The sequence below is a fragment of the Serratia sp. AR11 genome (assembly GCF_056376275.1).
In genome coordinates this window covers 2,959,487-2,977,499 of sequence record NZ_CM150739.1, presented here as the reverse complement: position 1 = coordinate 2,977,499, position 18,013 = coordinate 2,959,487, and the positions used below count along the sequence as shown (strand labels likewise).

Sequence of the window (18,013 nt, the reverse complement as noted above, 5' to 3'; positions counted from 1 at the left end):
GATATCCTCACCGATTCGATTGACGAGATAAAATAATGTTAAGTGCTAATCAATAACTGAATGGAATAAAATATAATGAGATATAACAAAAATGTAATTTGTATTTGAGGATATTGGCTAAGCCAGTGCCGGGTAGATCAACAAGTCTGTCCGGCATGGCTTAAGCGGACGTCACCCTCTCCAGGGGGAGAGGGCCGGGGTGAGGGGCTCATGCATCTCAGGACCGAAGGGTCAGAACCTGCCGCCGTCGCGCCGCCAAGCGTCCGCGGTCAGGGCTTCACCGAAGTGGCTGGCGATCAGGCGTTTGGTCAGTTCGTGAAGAGGGGAAGCCAGAACCTCTGCGGTACTCCCGCGTTCGACGATTTCCCCTTCGTGCATCACCATCACCTGATCGCTGATATGCTTCATCATTCCCAAATGCTGGGTCACGTAGATATAGGAGATGCCGTGTTTCTCCTGCAGCTCCAGCATCAGGTTGATGATCTGCGAGCGCATCGACATATCCAGCGAGGCCAGTGCCTCATCGGCAACGATCACCTTGGGTTGCAGGATCAGTGCCCGGGCCAGCGCCACCCGCTGTTTCTGGCCTGAGGCCAGCATGTGCGGGTAATAATTGGCGTGGTCCGGCAACATGCCTACCTGGCGTAGCGTCTGGTTGATGTGCTGCTCGCGCTCCGGGGCGGCCATTTCGGTATTCAGCCGCAGCGGGGCATCCAGCAGTTGGCCAATACGCTGACGAGGATTGAGCGACGTGCTCGGGTCCTGAAATATCATGCGAATGCGCTGGCTACGATAGCGATAGTCACCATAGTCAAGCCGATGATCGTCGATCAGCAGCTCGCCGGATGAAGGCTCCACCATGCCGGACAGCATCTTGGCCAGCGTCGACTTACCGGATCCGTTCTCGCCGATGATGGCCAGCGTTTGCCGTTCGCGCAGGGTGAAACTGACCGATTTCACCGCCTCAACGTGCTGGCGGCGAAACAGCCCGGTACGGTAGCGGTAGGTTTTGCTCAGATTGCGCACTTCCAACAGCGTTTCCATGTTATTGCTCCTCCATGTTCAGCGGGAAGTGGCAGGCGAACAGGTGGTTTTTCACCGGGCGCAGGCGGGGTGTCTCAATGCACTTTTTCTGTGCGTAAGGGCAACGCGGCCCCAGGCGGCAACCGATAGGTAAATGCTCCAGCGACGGAATGGCTCCCGGCAGGGTGTTGAGCCGGCTTTTATGCGGCAAGGCGCGGCCGAAGTCAGGCATTGAGCGGATCAGCGCCTGGGTGTAAGGATGGTGCGGTGCAGCCAGCAGATCTTCGCACTGGGCGCTTTCCACCGTTTGGCCGCAGTACAGCACGTTGACCCGATCCGCCCATTTACTCATCATTTGCAAATCGTGGCTGATCAGCAAAATGGTGGTGTTGTTGTTTTGGTTCAGGCGCGCCAGCAGGCGGAAAATCTGCGCCTGAGTGGTCGGTTCCATGGCGTTGGTCGGTTCGTCGGCAATCAGCAGGCGTGGCTGATTGGCCAGGGCGATGGCGATCATCACTTTCTGGCACTCGCCGTCGGTCAGCTCATAGGGGAAGCTGCCCATGATGTCCTTGTGATCCTTGATACCCACGCGGTGCAGTAGCTCAATCGCGCGGCGTTTGCGCCAGTTAAAACGTTGCCACCAACGGCCCTTATAGGTCCAGCCAGGGATCGCCTGCGCCAACTGGCGACCAATGCTTTCGGACGGATCCAGACAAGACTGCGGCTCCTGGAAAATCATCGAGACGTTATGCCCGACCAGTTTGCGCCGTTCACGCGGGGTCAGTTGCAGCAGATCGATATCGTCAAAACGGAAACGGTCGGCGGTAACGCGCCAGTTGTCTTTGGTGACGCCGCAAATTGCCTTGGCAATCAGGCTCTTGCCTGAGCCGGACTCACCCACCAGGCCGCGAACTTCACCTTCGCTCAACGTCATGCTGACGCGGTCAACCGCCTTGACCGGCCCTTCGGCCGTCATAAATTCAATCGTCAGGTTGCGGATATCAAGTAATGGCATTATTCCACCCCCGTATTGATTGCGCGGCGCATACCGTCGCCCAACAGGTTAACCAGCAGCACGCTGATCAGGATCGCGGCACCGGGCAGCATGACTGTCCAGGGGGCGACATACACCAGCTCCAGCGAATCGCCGAGCATGGCTCCCCATTCCGGAGACGGGAGTTGTGCACCGAGATCGAGGAAACCGAGTGCGGCAATATCCAGGATCGCCATCGACAGCGCTCGGGTGAATTCAGTCACCAGCACCGCCACAATATTGGGCATCACGGCATACCACAGGATCTGCAGCGTAGAGGCACCGTCGAGACGCACCGCGACTACGTATTCTTTTTCCAGTTCGTCATGTACTGCGCTGTAGATAGTGCGCACCATGCGTGGCAATAACGCCAGCCAAACGGCCAGCATGGCGTGTTCGAGCTTGGGCCCAAGGAACGCCACCACCACAATCGCCAGCAGCAGAGAAGGGATGGAGAGCAGGGTGTCGAGAATATGATTGAGCACCGCAGAGCGAAAACCACGGGTTACGCCGGCAAATACCCCGAGGATCACCCCGACAACGGATGCGGCCACGGTGACCAGCAGTGCGGCGCCGTAAGTGGCAGCGGTACCGGCCAGCAGACGGCTGAGAATATCGCGGCCGAGGTCGTCAGTGCCCAGGAAGAAGGAAACGTTGCCGTAACGCGACCAGGAGGGTGGCAGCAACTGATAGCCCAGGAACTGTTGATCGAGCGCATAAGGCGCCAGCAGGCTGCCGAACAGGGAAAGCAGCAGCAGCGCTATCACGCCGTAGAAACCAATCATCGCCAGCGCATCACCGTAAAAAATCCGCCAGGTGTAGAGCAGCGGACTCGGCATTTTCTTTTCGCGGTATACGTTATCTAAGGGCATACCATTCCTTATGTTTCAGTGGGTTGGTGGCAGCGCCCAAGATATCGGCCAGCACGTTAATGGTGATCACCAGCGTGCCCACCACCATTACACCGGCGGAGATCGCCGCGTAATCCTGCTGGCGGATGGCGTTAATCATCCAGCGCCCGAGGCCCGGCCAACTGAACACCACTTCGGTGATCATCGCCAGCGTCAGCATGGTGGAAAACTGCAGGCCCAGTTTGGGCACGATCGGTGGCAGTGCATTGTGCAGCACGTGGCGACGGATAATGGTGAAACGGGAAAGCCCACGGGTCGCGGCGGCCTTAATGTAGTTCTGGTTGAGCACATCGTCGGTGCTGATACGCATCAGTCGCACCACCTCGGTGGTAGGTGCCACTGCCAGCGCGGCAATCGGCAGGATCATATGGCGTAGCGCGCTGCCAATCATTTCTCTGCGATAGGGCGAATCGGACAGCCAGGCGTCAATCAGGGCAAAGCCGGTGATCGGTTTAACCTGATACAGCAGATCGAAACGGCCGGAAACTGGTAGCCAGCCGAGGTGCAGCGAGAAAAACAGCATCAACAGCAGCGCCAGCCAGAACACCGGCATCGAGAAACCGAGCAGCGCAAAGGTACTGATGGCGGTGTCCTGCCATTTGCCGCGCATCACGCCGGCAATAATCCCCAGGGGAATGCCGATAAATAACGCCATGGTGAACGCCAGAATGCACAGCTCCATGGTCGCCGGGAACACTTCACGAAGTTGTTCGCTGATGGCCTGGCCGTTAATGCTGGAAACGCCAAAATCCCAGTGCAGCAGGCTGACAAAGTAAAACTGGTAGGCATCCAGCAGGGCGGCGCCGTTCAGCGGAGCGCGCGGTGTGAAATAGCTCAGGCTAAAGCTGACCAGCGTCAGGAAGAACAGCGTGATCAGCAGCAGCAGGCAACGGCGTAAGGTAAAGATAATCACTTTTTCGGCCCCTGGGCAGATTCACGGAACACGCCGGCAAATGATGCATTGCCGAACGGGCTCAGAACCAGTCCCTTAATGTCGTAACGATAGGCCTGCAGGCGCAATGAAGACGCCAGCGGCAACACCGGCAGTTGTTGTTCGAGAATTTTCTGCGCCTTCTGATAGTTTTCGATTCGCTGCGCCAACTGTTGTGACAGCAGGGCATTTTGCAGCACTTCGTCAAATCCTGGATCACACCAGTGAGCATAGTTGGTTTGTGAACGGATTGCCGCGCAGCTCAGCAGCGGCCGGAAGAAACTGTCCGGGTCGTTACTGTCGGTGGCCCAGCCGGTCAGGGTCAGGTCGTGATTCATCTCCATCAGCCGGGCTTCCTGGAAGCGACCTTCAACCGGAACTATGGTGACTTTGATCCCCACCTGGGCCAAATCGGCCTGGATCAGCTCGGCGGTCTTCAGCGGGCTGGGGTTGTAGGATTGTGACGCGGTAGGCACCCACAAGCGCAGGTTTAGCGACTCAATGCCTGCCTGTTTCAGCATTTCGCGTGATTTGGCCGGGTCAAACTCGGTGACGTGCGCATCATTGTCGTATGCCCACGAAGCGCGCGGCAATATGGATGCGGCGGTTTCCGCCGTGCCGTAGTAAATCGACTGCATCAGACGCTGGTTATTGATTGCCAGCGAAATTGCCTGACGGACCTTCAAATCGTCAAGCGGCGGTTTACGGGTATTAAAGGCCAGATAGGCGATATTCATCCCCGGGCGCAGCGTCAGGCGCAGACGCGGATCATCACGCAGAATAGAAAGCTGGCTGGCGGCCGGATAGGCCAGCACATCACACTCGCCGGTCAGCAGCTTCGACAACCGACCGGTGCCGCCGGCACCCAGGTCGATCACCACCTGCGGCATGCGTGGTTTACCTTTCCAATACAGGTCGTTACGAGCCAGCCGAATGTATTGCCCGGAGCGATATTCATTCAACAGGAAGGGCCCGCTACCGACAGGTTCACGGTCGATCATCTCCTGACGGCCTTCACGCGTCAGGTTGTCAGCATATTCCGCCGACAGCACTGGCGCATAGTGGGTCGCGATATGCCACAGGAAGGAGGCGTCCGGCGCTTGCAGACGGATCTCGACCGTGTACTCGTCGAGCTTTTTCACGCTTTGCACCGAGTCGCCAAACTGCAGGCTGTCGAAGTACGGATATTCGCCGCCGTTGACGTCATGGTATGGGTGCTTCTGGTTAAATACGCGCTCAAAGCTGAATACCACGTCGTCGGCGTTCAGTTTACGGGTCGGCGTGAACCAGGCAGTGGTCTGGAAGGGCACATCCTTTCGCAGATGGAAACGGTAGGTCGCGCCGTTATCCAGCACCTCCCAGCTTTGCGCCAGTTCGGGGATCAACCGATAAGTATAGGGGTCAACATCCAGCAGACGATCGTACAGCTGTGCGGACAGGGTATCGACCGTCAGGCCGCTGCTGGCCATCTGCGGGTTAAAGGTGTTCAGTATGCCGCTGACACAATAGACAAAGCCGCTTTGGCGGATGTCCGGCAGCGGGGGGGCCGCGGCGGGCGCAGGAGGTGTTGAGGCCAGGGCGGTGCTCGCCAGGCAACTCAGCGACAAAATCCAAAGGGGTAAACCACGCATAGAGGCTTCATGGGTTAATAAGCAATAGCCTTAGTGTATCGCACTCTGACGAACAGCCCAATCCATTGAGCAAAATGGCTGAGTTTTCTGCTACTTGATTGAACAATTCGCCGTCATGAGCAAAAAAAGATTAATTGATATGTTATAACATAACAAAATAATGTTACCTTTCTCTGGCAATGTATCAATAATCGCAAGGGGATGTATGAACAAGGTTGCACTTCCACCAACCCAGCCGCTGCCGGATGCACAGGCCTGGCAGGGGGCAATGAGTGATGTCGGACTCGATTGGGTAGGGATGCAAGGGATCGCACTGCCGCTGGAGTTGGCGGGCAAGCCGCTGATGGCAAAAGTTAATGCCGGGATCAATCTGCGTGCCAGTCGCCATGGCGCGCGTGGAATACATATGTCGCGCCTGTACCTGACGCTGGATGAATTGACTCAGGGCGAACTGACGCCGCAACGTATTGCTGATTCGCTGCGGGCTTTTCTGGCATCACAGCCGGAACACAGCGACAGTGCCAGCCTGAGTATCAGTGGCGAACTGATGTTGTCGCGCCCGGCGCTGCTGTCGGCACATCGCGGCTGGAAAGCTTACCCACTGAAAATTGACGCCAGCCTAACCACCGGGTTAACCCTGTCGCTGACGGTGGGCGTGCCCTATTCCTCCACCTGTCCGAGTTCGGCAGCGCTAAGCCGCCAACTGGCACAACAGCAGTTTCAGTTTGATTTCGAACAGGCGCCGGACAAAGTCAGTCAACAGCAGGTGATTGACTGGCTGGGCGAACAGGGCATGCCTGGCACCCCGCATAGCCAGCGCAGTTGGGCCTGGGTGACGGTCACGCTCAATGAAGGCGAAGCCGAATTGCCGGTGGTCAATTTAATCGATCGCATCGAGCATGCGCTGGGCACGCCGCTGCAGACGCTGGTGAAACGTCAGGACGAGCAGGCATTTGCCCTGGCGAATGGCCAGAACCTGATGTTCTGTGAGGATGCCGCGCGCCGTTTGTATCGGATGTTGCGCAGTCAGTGCCACCACCGCGCTTTTTCATTGCGTGTGGAGCACCAGGAAAGCCTGCACGCGCACAATGCGGTGGCGGAATTAAGCTGGCAGGAGGCTGAAAATGCTGCGTAAAAACCCCAGTGGCCATCTGCCACAGGTTTCACCGAAAGCCTACATCGATCCTACCGCCATTATTTGCGGCCGAGTGATTGTCGAAGATTTTGTCTACGTTGGCCCCTATGCCGTGATCCGTGCGGACGAGCTGAATGCGGTCGGGGACATGGAGCCGATCATTATCGGTTCCCATTCCAATATTCAGGACGGCGTGGTGATCCACTCTAAAAGCGGCGCAGCGGTCACCATCGGCAGCTTCAGCTCTATCGCCCATCGCGCGATTGTCCACGGCCCGTGCCGCATTGAAGATCGGGTGTTTATCGGTTTTAACAGCGTGCTGTTCAACTGCCATATCGGCTCCGGCTGCGTGGTGCGCTATAACGCGGTGGTGGACGGCGTGACGCTGCCGGAAAACCTGTATATCCCGTCAACCGAGCGCGTCGGTATCGACAGCGATCTGTCGCTTTACCCGCAGGTGGATCGCGGCGCGCTGCAATTTTCTGAAGAAGTGGCGGCCACCAACGTTGAACTGGTGCGCGGCTACCAGGCATTACGCAATGAGTTTTGAGTGAGGAACCCCATGAATCCATTACCTGTAACCGTACTTTCCGGCTTTCTCGGCGCCGGTAAAACCACGGTGCTGAACCATATTCTGAATAATCGTCAGGGCATGCGTGTGGCGGTGATAGTCAACGACATGAGTGAAGTGAACATCGACGCTGCGCTGGTCGAGAACGAAGTCCAGCTCGACCGACAACAGGAAAAGCTGGTGGAGATGAGCAATGGCTGCATCTGCTGCACGCTGCGTGAAGACCTGTTGATTTCGGTGCGCGAACTGGCGCAGGCCGGCCGCTTTGATTATCTGCTGATCGAGTCCAGCGGTATCTCCGAACCTTTACCGGTGGCAGAAACCTTCACCTTTGAGGACGAGCAGGGTGAAAGCCTGTCGCACTTCGCCCGCCTCGATACCCTGGTCACCGTGGTTGATGGGGTTAACTTTATCCAACAGTACCAGCAGGCGCAAACGCTGCAGGAAGCCGGTCAAAGTTTGGGCGAGGATGATTTGCGTAGCGTGGCCGATCTGTTGATCGAACAGATTGAGTTCTGCGACGTGATGCTGGTGAGTAAAACCGACTTGCTGACTCCGGAACAACAGGGAGAAGTGATGGCGCTGCTCGCAAGCCTGAACCCGGATGCCAAAATCATCGCTATCTCTCCCGGCAAACTGCCGCTGGAGGCGGTATTAAACACCGGCAGCTTCAGCTTTGACAAAGCGCAGCGGGCTCCCGGCTGGCTTAAGGAGCTGCGCGGTGAGCACCTGCCTGAAACGGAGAACTATGGCATCAGCAGTTTTGTTTATCGGGCGCGTCGACCTTTTGCACCGGATAAATTCTATCGGGTGATCAACGGTGACTGGGGCGGTGGCAAACTGTTGCGTTCCAAAGGGTTCTACTGGTTGGCGACGCGTCCGCGTCAGGCCGGGCAGTGGAGCCAGGCCGGCGGCATCGCCCATTATGGGTTGGCCGGGACTTTCTGGCGCGCTATCGCGCAGGATAACTGGCCGCAGGATGAAGAGACCCAGGCACAGATTATGGAGAAGTGGGTGGAGCCCTTTGGCGATATGCGCCAGGAACTGGTGTTTATCGGGCAGAACCTGCCGCAGGCTGAAATAACGCGTTTGCTGGATGCCTGCCTGCTAAGTGATGAGGAAATGGCTGCCGGGGTAGACTACTGGCATGAGATGGCCGATCCCTTTCCTGAGTGGTAATTGCACAATGACAGTGTGGTAATGAGAAAAATTCTCAACAAAGTGCTTTACAGGTGATACTGATAACTATTATCATCGCCTGGCAGTTCACGGAAGGCCACGGTTTGTGGCTCTGCTGTGAAAGGCACGACATTGCTCACATTGCTTCCAGTGTTTTTTAAGCCAGCTCGGGTGCTGGCTTTTTTTTTGCCTGTTATTCTTCTTCTGCCTCGCCATTTTGCAACAGCGCGTGCTTTTTCAACATGCCACGTAATTGGTGATAGGTCAGCCCCAGCAGCTCCGCCGCCTTACGCTGATTAAATCTTCCCTGTTGAAGTGCGGCTTCGATTAGCGATTTTTCCTGCGCCAACTGCCAGGCTTTCAAATCCAGCGGCAGGACTGGCCGCTCAGTTGGCGTTTCGCGCGCCATGGGCAGCGGCATAGTTTCCCGTTGGGCGAAGGGGTTGATGACTATCTGATCCAACGCGCTGTCGCTGGTACCATGCCGATACATCGAACGTTCCACCACGTTTTTAAGTTCACGCACGTTGCCCGGCCAGTGATAGCCGAGCAGGGTGTCTCTGGCACGTTCGGTAAAGCCAGGGAACAGTGTCAGCGACAGCTCACGGCACATCTGAATCGCAAAGTGCTCGGCCAGCAACATGATGTCTTGCTGCCGCTGGCGCAGCGGCGGTAACTGCACTACGTCGAATGCCAGCCGATCCAGCAGGTCGGCGCGGAATTTGCCCGCCGCCGCCAGTGCCGGCAGATCGTCGTTGGTGGCACACACCAACCGCACATCGACCTGCAACGGCTGGCTGCCGCCGACGCGCTCCAGATGGCCGTATTCAATCACCCGCAGCAATTTTTCCTGCACCAGCATCGGGGCGGTGGCCAGTTCGTCGAGAAACAGCGTGCCGCCGTCGGCACGTTCAAAGCGGCCCAGATGGCGCTTTTGCGCGCCGGTAAAGGCCCCGGCCTCGTGACCGAACAGCTCGGAGTCCAGCAGGTTTTCATTCAGGGCCGCGCAGTTAAGCGAGATAAACGGCCCCTGCCAACGGTTGGACAGGTAATGCAACCGGTGGGCAATCAGTTCTTTACCGGTGCCGCGCTCACCGATCACCAACACCGGTTTGTTCAACTTTGCCAGTTGCGAGACTTGCTCCAATACTTCGACAAAGGCATTCGCTTCGCCCAACAGGTTTTCTAACTGTTCGCTCATGATGAAATTCGCCAATGTTTGGTGAAAATAATCACTCTACAGTATGCTCACAGAGAGTCAAAAATATATAATCGTTATTATTCAATGAAATAAAAGTTGGCACGGGTTTTGATTAGGTATTAGGGAAATCTGTATGACCCAACACGGCGCTTCAGACGCCATCAGAACCAAGAGGAAGTGAATTATGGGTATTTTTTCTCGTTTTGCCGACATCGTGAACGCCAACATCAATACGCTGCTGGATAAGGCGGAAGATCCGCAAAAGCTGGTGCGTTTGATGATCCAGGAAATGGAAGACACGCTGGTTGAAGTTCGCTCCACCTCAGCGCGTGCGCTGGCGGAGAAAAAACAGTTACTGCGTCGCATCGAGCAGGGTGAAAACCAGCTTAGCGATTGGCAGGACAAAGCCGAACTGGCACTGCGTAAAGAGAAAGAAGATCTGGCCCGTGCGGCACTGATCGAAAAACAGAAAGTGGCCGACCTGATCACCACGCTGACGCATGAAGTGTCCACCGTAGAAGAAACGCTGGCGCGTATGAAAAGCGAAATCGGCGAGCTGGAAAACAAGCTGACCGAAACCCGCGCTCGCCAGCAGGCGTTGACCTTGCGTCACCAGGCGGCGTCGTCTTCCCGTGACGTGCGTCGTCAGCTCGACAGCGGCAAACTGGACGAGGCGATGGCTCGTTTCGAGCAGTTCGAACGCCGTATCGACCATATGGAAGCCGAGGCGGAAAGCGTCATCATCGGTAAAAAGAAGTCTCTGGATCAAGAGTTTGCCGAGCTGAAAGCCGACGACGCCATCAGTGAGCAACTGGCAGCGCTGAAAGCCAAAATGAACCGCACTGAGTAAGGCAACAGCGGCCACGGTGTGTGGCCGCCCACCAAGACGCATTAAGAAGGAAAAGAAATGAGTGCTCTATTACTTGCCATTCCGTTGACAATCTTTGTGTTGTTTGTCGCACCGATTTGGCTTTGGCTGCATTACAGCAATCGGCAACAAAACGGCATTCAACTGAGCCATCAGGAGATGCAGCGACTGGCGCAGTTGGCTGAAGATGCCAAGCGCATGCGTGAACGCATTCAGGCGCTGGAAGAGATCCTTGATGCAGAACACCCGAACTGGAGACAGTCTTGATGAACAACACTCTGGGCAGTAAAAAGCTTTATCGCGTTCCTGAAGAAGGCATGCTGAAGGGCGTCTGCGCCGGTCTGGCCCATTATTTTGACGTGCCGGTACGCCTGATCCGAGTGATCGTGGTGTTGTCGATGTTCTTCGGGCTGTTCTTCTTCACCCTGATCGCTTATTTCGCGCTGGTATTCGTGCTGGACGAAGCACCGGCCAGCCGTTTTGAGGGCGAGCAGCAAAAAACACCGCGCCAGTTGCTCGACCAATTAGAGTACGAACTGGGCAGCGGCGAACAGCAACTGCGACAGGTTGAGCGTTATGTCACGTCGGACACCTTCGGCGTACAGAGTCGCTTCCGCAAGTTATAACCCCGCCTTGCGCGCAATGGCCTGCGCACGGCGCAGGTCAGGCATCGCACCTGACATCATCCTTTTGAACCAAACTGTGCCGGAGGGCATTGCTAATGAAAAAAACCTATGCCGTAAACGCCGTTAAATCCGGTGGATTTAAACAAGGAGCAGGTGCAATGTTGAAGACATTGTCTAAAGTCATCATCATAGCGTTACTCAATTACGGCCCGGCAGGGGCAGCCAGCTGGCTGCTGCGCACCGTAGGCCGCAAACCGATTCGCTTTGTCCTGGCGCTGGTGCTGGAACCGCTGTTCCGCAAAGGGCTGAACAAGGTATTTGGGCGTTATGCCGCAGGTGAAAAAATACCGCCCCAGTAGGGCGGCATAAATTCTAATTGGCGGTGGTCGCTTTCGTCCCCGGGGCTGCCAAATAGACCCAGTCTGAGCCATCGCTGATGATGGCCTGAGCTGCAGGAGAGGCTGCAGTATCGGTGCAATAAATAACGGTTCCTTTGCAGACGTTCGCAGCAGGCAGCTGAGAAAATGTCATTGACGATAAATTGGTACCAAAGCGGCTGATGCGGCTATTAGGTCGCCAGCCTGCCGCTGTTTTCACCCAGCTGTAAATAGCACCTTCTTGGTTCCCGTTTACCGTCGTATTGAACCATTCGGAGCCGACAGGGCGCATGATACCGCCTAGCTCTTTTGGACCATCCGCAACGCGAGCCACAGTATAGTTGGATCTACCTGGCTGATATGAACTACCGTAGCTCGTGCTTATTGTAGTGGCGCCTTCAACATCGACATCGATGACTGAACCTGCTCCAGACCGCGATACGTAGCGAAAATCACCCAAACAGCGGCCGCCAAGAAAGCGTAGATTACTGGTGTTGCAGCTTACGCTGCCATACTGACAGTCGACCAGATCGATTCGGGTATTGGCGCCGTCTTCAGTAATAGCAAGTTTGCCGGAAAATTGAGTGTCAGAAATAGTGCCAGCATAAGAGGGGTAATTCCACTTTAGATTTGCCAACCGGCAATTGCTGATCATGGCTTTTACGCTGGGTGAAAAATTCATGTCCTGCAACCAACACCCATTCATGAAAATATTGAACTGTTTGCCTGATGCTGCATGTGTAACATCCCCTCCTCGGTTAATGTTGGTAGCATATAAAACACCATATCCTGTACTATAAACTAGATGTTTTACTTCAGATGCCTGAATTTCATTTAGATAAACCTCACCTGAGTTGTTCATATACAGTAGGCAACTGGCATTGGGATTGTCGCCAATCAATTTCTTTAATGGGCCGGTACGATGTTCCATATGCAAGTTTCTGAACCAAAGACCAATCCCTCCATGAACGTAAATTGTCGGGCTTATTAAGTTTGCTTCCCATTGACAGTTTTCAAAGCGCAACATATTACATTCGTCATCTTTGATGGTTGAAGTTAAGTGAATTGGGGCAAGGAGCATTTTTCCATTATTTGTGATGTCAGTGTAACTGTCATAGTCACCTGATGTTCTGCCGCAACCCTGAACCTCCAGGAATTTAAAGTAACTGTCCTGAACCTTATCTAGATAGAGTCCGGCACCTTTGCAGTAGAGGATGCTTACATTCTGTACTTGCACATAACCGGCATACTTGATACTTAATCCACTAATAACTTTATGATTTCCACGAATTTGAAAGTTTCTGAAATTAATGCCGCTGTAGGTCATTTCACCTTGGTTAGCAGTAACGGTGATTATTCCACTAATGTCTGAAATATCAGCTAAATCCGGTCCTGAATAGGTTAACACTGCTCGCCCGTTAAAACTGCTCTCGCCATAGAGTGCGATCCCTCTGTTGGCCGGGAAGATAATTGGTTTTGCAATATTCCAGTAACCACTTGGAATTTTTACTGAACGATCGCCTTGTATCAATGAAATGTTTTGAATAAACGTGCTGTTATCGTTAAGAGTTGGGTCACAACCTCCATCGTATAAAGAGAGTTGTGTCAGATCGTTTCGACGCCACACAGCTGTTGTCTGACCGACTTTAATAGTGGAATATCCGCCATCATCTATTGCGTTGGGAATGTTGAGATGACCTGTAAACATCCCACCACCTTTACCTTTTCCTGCATAATATTCGGTTAAAAATATACGTTGTCCATCATATTCAGGTGAGGTGACTCTTAAGTCTCCCATAACACTTACTGTGGGAATGTTTTGTTCTAAATTAATTGCGATCATAGTTAACTCCGGGTAACATTAAATTTCATGAAATAGTACTTTCGACACTAAACCTTGCATGGATTAATGGTTAATTATTGGGATTAATCCCAGAAAGATAATGCTATCTTGATTTTATATAGGATGCGACATTAGAACGTTTGGCTATATACCACACAATGAATGAAAGTTAAGGGGCGGTGATGATGTCAAAACACGTATCCATGCATAAAACAGCTTCGCTTATGACTATAATAATGAGCATAGGTGCCAAAAAATGATGATTTTTGTTTAATTGTCTGTTTTTTATGATAAAAGGAAGTAATTTCACGTAAAATGAAACGACTGCAAAATGAGTTAACGTCGCTGGTCAACCGCGGGATGGATCGCCACCTGCGTCTGGCGGTGACCGGCCTGAGCCGCAGCGGCAAAACCGCCTTTATCACCGCTTTCGTCAATCAATTGCTGCATGTTCACAGCGGTGCCCGCATGCCGCTGTTCTCGCCGGTGCGCGAAGAACGCCTGCTGGGCGTGAAGCGCATTCCGCAACGCGACCTCGGTATTCAGCGTTTTACCTATGATGAAGGGCTGGCACAGCTTTATGGCACTCCGCCGAGCTGGCCGACCCCGACGCGTGGCGTCAGCGAAATTCGCCTGGCGTTGCGTTATCGCTCCAATGATTCATTGCTGCGTCATTTCAAAGACACTTCAACGCTGTATCTGGAGATTGTCGATTATCCCGGCGAATGGTTGTTGGACTTGCCGATGCTGGAACAGGACTATCTGGCCTGGTCGCGGCAAATGGCCGGCTTGCTGCAGGGCGATCGCGCCGAATGGGCCAGGCCCTGGCTGGAACTGTGCAAAAGCTGCGATCCGCTGGCACCCGCCGATGAAAACAAGCTGGCGGCCATCGCCCAGGCCTATACCGATTATCTGTTGCGCTGCAAAAGTGAAGGGCTGCATTTTATTCAGCCGGGTCGCTTTGTGTTGCCGGGCGATCTGGCCGGTGCGCCGGCATTGCAGTTTTTCCCGTGGCCAAACGTCGACAGCCTTGGCGAGTCAAAGCTGGCGCAGGCGGATAAACACAGCAACATCGGCATGCTGCGTGCGCGTTTCAACTATTACTGCCAGACCATCGTCAAAAACTTTTATAAAGAGCATTTTGTCCGTTTCGATCGCCAGATTGTGCTGGTGGATTGCCTGCAGCCACTCAATAGCGGCCCGCAGGCGTTCAATGACATGCGGCTGGCGCTGACCCAACTGATGCAGAGTTTCCACTATGGCAAGCGCACGCTGTTCCGCCGTTTATTCTCACCGACCATCGATAAACTGATGTTTGCCGCTACCAAGGCCGATCACATCACCGCCGATCAGCACGCCAATTTGGTGTCGTTGTTGCAGCAGCTGGTGCAGGAAGCCTGGCAGAACGCGGCGTTTGAGGGCATCAGCATGGACTGCGTCGGGCTGGCCTCGGTGCAGGCGACCGAAAGCGGCATCGTTGACCATCAGGGGCAGCGCATCCCGGCGCTGAAAGGCAATCGCCTGAACGACGGCGCACCGTTGACGGTGTTCCCCGGCGAAGTGCCAGCACGTTTGCCTGGGCCGGCGTTCTGGCAGAATCAGGGCTTCCATTTTGATGAGTTCCGGCCACGAGCGATGAGTGTGGACAGTCCGTTGCCACATATCCGCCTGGACGCGGTGATGGAGTTTTTACTGGGAGATAAATTGCGATGAGCGAGCCGATAAAACCGCGTATCGATTTCGAACAGCCGTTGGAGCCACCGCAGGAGCCGGTGCTGCGTGCCAACGTTGCTTTCGACGAACAGCAGGCTGAGCACTTTTTCCCGGCGGCGCCGGAGCTGCAGCAGGAAGAGGAAGAGGGGCGTGCCGAAGGCATTATCAACGCAGCCTTGAAACCCAAACGCAGCCTGTGGCGCAAAATGGTTACCGCCGGGCTGACGTTGTTCGGCGTCAGCGTGGTGGCGCAGGGCGTGCAGTGGGTGCATACCGCCTGGGTGCAGCAAGATTGGATCGCCATGGGCGGTGGCGTGGCAGGTGGGTTGATTGTCTTCGCCGGGGTAGGTTCGGTGGTGACCGAATGGCGCAGGCTATACCGTCTGCGCCAGCGTGCAGAAGAACGAGATGTGGCACGTGAACTGTTGCACAGCCACGGATTGGGCAAAGGGCGTGAATTCTGCGAAAAACTGGCGCGTCAGGCTGGCCTGGATCAGGGGCATCCGGCGTTGCAACGCTGGCAGGCTTCACTGCATGAAACTCAGAACGATCGCGAAGTGGTAGCGCTGTACGCCAAGCTGGTGCAACCGGTGTTGGATAATCAGGCGCGGCGTGAAATCAGCCGTTCGGCGGCGGAGTCCACCTTAATGATTGCCGTCAGCCCGTTGGCGGTGGTGGATATGGCGTTTATCGCCTGGCGTAATATTCGGCTGATTAACCGTATCGCCGCGCTGTATGGCATCGAGCTGGGTTACTTCAGTCGTCTGCGCTTGTTCCGTCTGGTGCTGTTGAATATTGCCTTTGCCGGCGCGTCCGAGCTGGTACGCGAAGTGGGAATGGACTGGATGTCGCAAGACCTGGCCGCCCGATTGTCCGCCCGAGCGGCGCAGGGCATCGGTGCCGGTTTGCTGACGGCCAGGCTCGGTATCAAGGCGATGGAGCTTTGTCGTCCGTTGCCCTGGCTGGAAGGGGAAAAACCGAAGCTGGGTGATTTCCGCAGCCAACTGATTGGCCAGTTGAAAGACACCATGAAAAAGAGCGACAACAAGGCCAAATAATCTGCCCACGGCGTCTATTCAGGCGCCGTGGTTATTTTTACCGCAATGATTTTCCCCGCTAACGCCAATACGTAACCCGCGCTTGACGAAAGACGATCCCCCTGTAAATGCATTATATTTATCTGCAAATTTACTGGCGGTTGTGATAACTCTCTGCTGATAAGCTAAAATGACGCCGATGGTGTTATTCACTTGCGTTTAAAATCATCAACAACAACGATAAATCAGAGTTCTGTCAACTTTTGCTGACAGATTGCTTCTACCGCTCGGGGTGAGAGAGTATCATCATCTTCAGTCATCCCCGCACCTGCAGAGATAAGGCCAATACTGATGCGTTTGGAGGTTTTTTGCGAAGACCGGATCGGTCTGACTCGAGAGTTACTCGATCTTTTGGTATTGCGCAGCATAGATTTACGTGGCATCGAAATCGATCCCATCGGCCGCATTTACCTCAATTTTTCCCAACTGGATTTTGACACCTTCCGCGCGCTGATGGTGGAAATCCGCCGCATTGCCGGCGTGACCGATGTTCGCACCGTGAATTTCATGCCGTCTGAACGCGAACACCGCGCACTGCGTGCGTTGTTGGAGTCGATGCCTGAGCCGGTATTCTCGATCGATATGAAAGGCAAAGTTGAACTGGCCAATCCGGCAGCGCAGGCGCTGTTCGGGCTTAGCGAAGACAAAATTCGCAACCAGACGGCCACCGCATTGATTGGCGGTTATAACTTCAACCGTTGGCTCGAGAGCGAACAGACGGCGCCACAATCTGAGCGGGTGGTGATCCGCAGTCAGGACTTCCTGATGGATATCACGCCAATCTACCTGGAGGACGAAAACCAGCAGAATGCCGCCGTTGGCGCGGTAGTGATGCTGAAGTCCACGGCCCGTATGGGGCGTCAGTTACAGAATCTGTCGGTGAACGACGATACCGAGTTTGATCATATCGTTGCCGCCAGTCCGAAAATGCGCCAGGTGCTGGAGCAGGCGCGCAAGTTGGCGATGCTGGATGCGCCACTGTTGATTGTGGGCGATACCGGCACCGGCAAAGATATTCTGGCCCGGGCCTGCCATTTGCGCAGCCCGCGTGGCAAGCAGCCGTTCCTGGCGCTCAATTGCGCCGCACTGCCGGATGACGTAGCGGAAAGCGAGCTGTTCGGCCATGCGCCGGGGGCTTACCCGAATGCGCTGGAAGGCAAGAAGGGCTTCTTTGAACAGGCGCACGGTGGCTCGGTGCTGCTGGATGAAATCGGTGAGATGTCGCCGCGCATGCAGACCAAACTGCTGCGTTTCATTAACGATGGCACTTTCCGCCGCGTGGGTGAAGAACACGAAGTCCATGTAGATGTGCGGGTAATTTGCGCGACGCAGAAAAACCTGACCGAACTGGTGCAGCGTGGTGAGTTCCGTGAGGATCTCTATTATCGACTTAACGTGTTGACCATCACCATTCCCCCGTTGCGTGAGCGTCCACAGGACATCATGCCGCTGACTGAACTGTTTGTGGCGCGTTTTGCCGATGAGCAGGGTGTGGCGCGGCCGAAGCTGGCGGGCGATCTGGGCAGTTTCCTCAGCAAATATGGCTGGCCGGGCAACGTGCGACAGTTAAAAAACGCCATTTACCGGGCGTTGACGCAAACCGAAGGTTTCGAACTTCGTCCGCAGGACATTGTACTGCCGGAGTTCGAGGTTGAAATGTCGCTGGGCGATGAGGTGATGGACGGCTCGCTTGATGATATCAGCAAGCGTTTCGAACGTTCGGTGCTGACCCGTTTGTACCGTACTTACCCGAGTACCAGAAAACTGGCGAAACGCCTGGGGGTTTCACATACCGCGATCGCCAATAAGTTGCGCGAATATGGGCTCAGCAGCCGTAAGCCTTCCGGGGAAAACGAAGAATAAAAAAACGGGCG

17 protein-coding genes are annotated in these 18,013 nt (G+C 54.8%); 10 read left to right on the top strand and 7 right to left on the bottom strand.

Translation table 11 applies throughout. The annotated features are described in order from the left end of the window. Window positions 1-231: 231 nt before the first annotated feature. Genes sapF through sapA form a run of 5 tightly spaced genes read right to left on the bottom strand, consistent with a single transcriptional unit; the run spans window position 232 to window position 5,529 of the window. Complete coding sequence (gene sapF / locus ACSOSI_RS14035) at window positions 232-1,044, bottom strand: putrescine export ABC transporter ATP-binding protein SapF (protein ID WP_012145361.1); 813 nt, start codon at window positions 1,042-1,044, stop codon at window positions 232-234. Between the two features lies 1 nt (window position 1,045). Beyond that, window positions 1,046-2,038, bottom strand: a complete 993-nt coding sequence (sapD, locus tag ACSOSI_RS14030; protein ID WP_012145360.1) for a putrescine export ABC transporter ATP-binding protein SapD — start codon at window positions 2,036-2,038, stop codon at window positions 1,046-1,048. Further along, window positions 2,038-2,928 (bottom strand): putrescine export ABC transporter permease SapC, encoded by an 891-nt coding sequence (gene sapC / locus ACSOSI_RS14025; protein ID WP_012145359.1) that lies wholly within the window; start codon window positions 2,926-2,928, stop codon window positions 2,038-2,040. The genes sapD and sapC overlap by 1 nt, the downstream gene beginning before the upstream one ends. Beyond that, entirely contained in the window at window positions 2,915-3,880 is a 966-nt protein-coding gene (gene sapB, locus ACSOSI_RS14020) for a putrescine export ABC transporter permease SapB (protein ID WP_476705642.1), read from the bottom strand. Before sapB ends, sapC begins: the two co-directional genes overlap by 14 nt. Next, a complete protein-coding gene (gene sapA / locus ACSOSI_RS14015) occupies window positions 3,877-5,529 on the bottom strand; it encodes an ABC transporter substrate-binding protein SapA (RefSeq protein ID WP_017893003.1) in 1,653 nt (550 codons plus the stop codon). The genes sapB and sapA overlap by 4 nt, the downstream gene beginning before the upstream one ends. A gap of 205 nt (window positions 5,530-5,734) precedes the next feature. Here sapA and folE2 point away from each other — a divergent pair, with 205 nt between their 5' ends. From folE2 to zigA, 3 genes are read left to right on the top strand one after another with little or no spacing between them, the layout of a single operon-like run. Next, window positions 5,735-6,664: a GTP cyclohydrolase FolE2 gene (gene folE2 / locus ACSOSI_RS14010; RefSeq protein WP_476705641.1), complete on the top strand. Its 930-nt coding sequence runs from the start codon at window positions 5,735-5,737 to the stop codon at window positions 6,662-6,664. Next, window positions 6,654-7,214 (top strand): LbetaH domain-containing protein, encoded by a 561-nt coding sequence (locus tag ACSOSI_RS14005; RefSeq protein ID WP_112362425.1) that lies wholly within the window; start codon window positions 6,654-6,656, stop codon window positions 7,212-7,214. The genes folE2 and ACSOSI_RS14005 overlap by 11 nt, the downstream gene beginning before the upstream one ends. A 12-nt stretch (window positions 7,215-7,226) precedes the next feature. Then, on the top strand, window positions 7,227-8,414 hold the full coding sequence (gene zigA, locus ACSOSI_RS14000; RefSeq protein ID WP_261423303.1) for a zinc metallochaperone GTPase ZigA: 1,188 nt from the start codon (window positions 7,227-7,229) through the stop codon (window positions 8,412-8,414). A gap of 193 nt (window positions 8,415-8,607) precedes the next feature. Here zigA and pspF read toward each other — a convergent pair whose 3' ends face one another. Beyond that, on the bottom strand, window positions 8,608-9,615 hold the full coding sequence (pspF, locus tag ACSOSI_RS13995) for a phage shock protein operon transcriptional activator (protein ID WP_012145353.1): 1,008 nt from the start codon (window positions 9,613-9,615) through the stop codon (window positions 8,608-8,610). Between the two features lie 184 nt (window positions 9,616-9,799). On the opposite strand from pspF, the gene pspA reads away from it, so the two are divergent. The 4 genes from pspA (at window position 9,800) to pspD (ending at window position 11,468) form a co-directional block, all read left to right on the top strand. After that, window positions 9,800-10,465: a phage shock protein PspA gene (gene pspA / locus ACSOSI_RS13990; RefSeq protein ID WP_012145352.1), complete on the top strand. Its 666-nt coding sequence runs from the start codon at window positions 9,800-9,802 to the stop codon at window positions 10,463-10,465. A 57-nt stretch (window positions 10,466-10,522) separates the two neighbouring features. Then, window positions 10,523-10,750 (top strand): envelope stress response membrane protein PspB, encoded by a 228-nt coding sequence (gene pspB / locus ACSOSI_RS13985; RefSeq protein WP_012145351.1) that lies wholly within the window; start codon window positions 10,523-10,525, stop codon window positions 10,748-10,750. Continuing rightward, window positions 10,750-11,109 (top strand): envelope stress response membrane protein PspC, encoded by a 360-nt coding sequence (gene pspC, locus ACSOSI_RS13980; RefSeq protein WP_012145350.1) that lies wholly within the window; start codon window positions 10,750-10,752, stop codon window positions 11,107-11,109. The genes pspB and pspC overlap by 1 nt, the downstream gene beginning before the upstream one ends. Window positions 11,110-11,204: 95 nt before the next feature. Then, window positions 11,205-11,468, top strand: a complete 264-nt coding sequence (gene pspD / locus ACSOSI_RS13975; protein ID WP_476705640.1) for a phage shock protein PspD — start codon at window positions 11,205-11,207, stop codon at window positions 11,466-11,468. 13 nt (window positions 11,469-11,481) lie between these two features. Here pspD and ACSOSI_RS13970 read toward each other — a convergent pair whose 3' ends face one another. Beyond that, window positions 11,482-13,329 (bottom strand): hypothetical protein, encoded by a 1,848-nt coding sequence (locus tag ACSOSI_RS13970; protein ID WP_041418579.1) that lies wholly within the window; start codon window positions 13,327-13,329, stop codon window positions 11,482-11,484. Between the two features lie 315 nt (window positions 13,330-13,644). Between ACSOSI_RS13970 and ACSOSI_RS13965 the strand changes: the two genes are divergently transcribed. The 3 genes from ACSOSI_RS13965 to tyrR all read left to right on the top strand — a co-directional run bounded on the left by ACSOSI_RS13965 (window position 13,645) and on the right by tyrR (window position 18,002). Beyond that, window positions 13,645-15,042, top strand: a complete 1,398-nt coding sequence (locus ACSOSI_RS13965; protein ID WP_017892998.1) for a YcjX family GTP-binding protein — start codon at window positions 13,645-13,647, stop codon at window positions 15,040-15,042. Beyond that, window positions 15,039-16,100 (top strand): YcjF family protein, encoded by a 1,062-nt coding sequence (locus ACSOSI_RS13960; RefSeq protein WP_012145346.1) that lies wholly within the window; start codon window positions 15,039-15,041, stop codon window positions 16,098-16,100. Before ACSOSI_RS13965 ends, ACSOSI_RS13960 begins: the two co-directional genes overlap by 4 nt. Before the next feature lie 330 nt (window positions 16,101-16,430). Next, a complete protein-coding gene (tyrR, locus tag ACSOSI_RS13955) occupies window positions 16,431-18,002 on the top strand; it encodes a transcriptional regulator TyrR (RefSeq protein ID WP_012145345.1) in 1,572 nt (523 codons plus the stop codon). The last annotated feature ends 11 nt before the right edge of the window (window positions 18,003-18,013 follow it).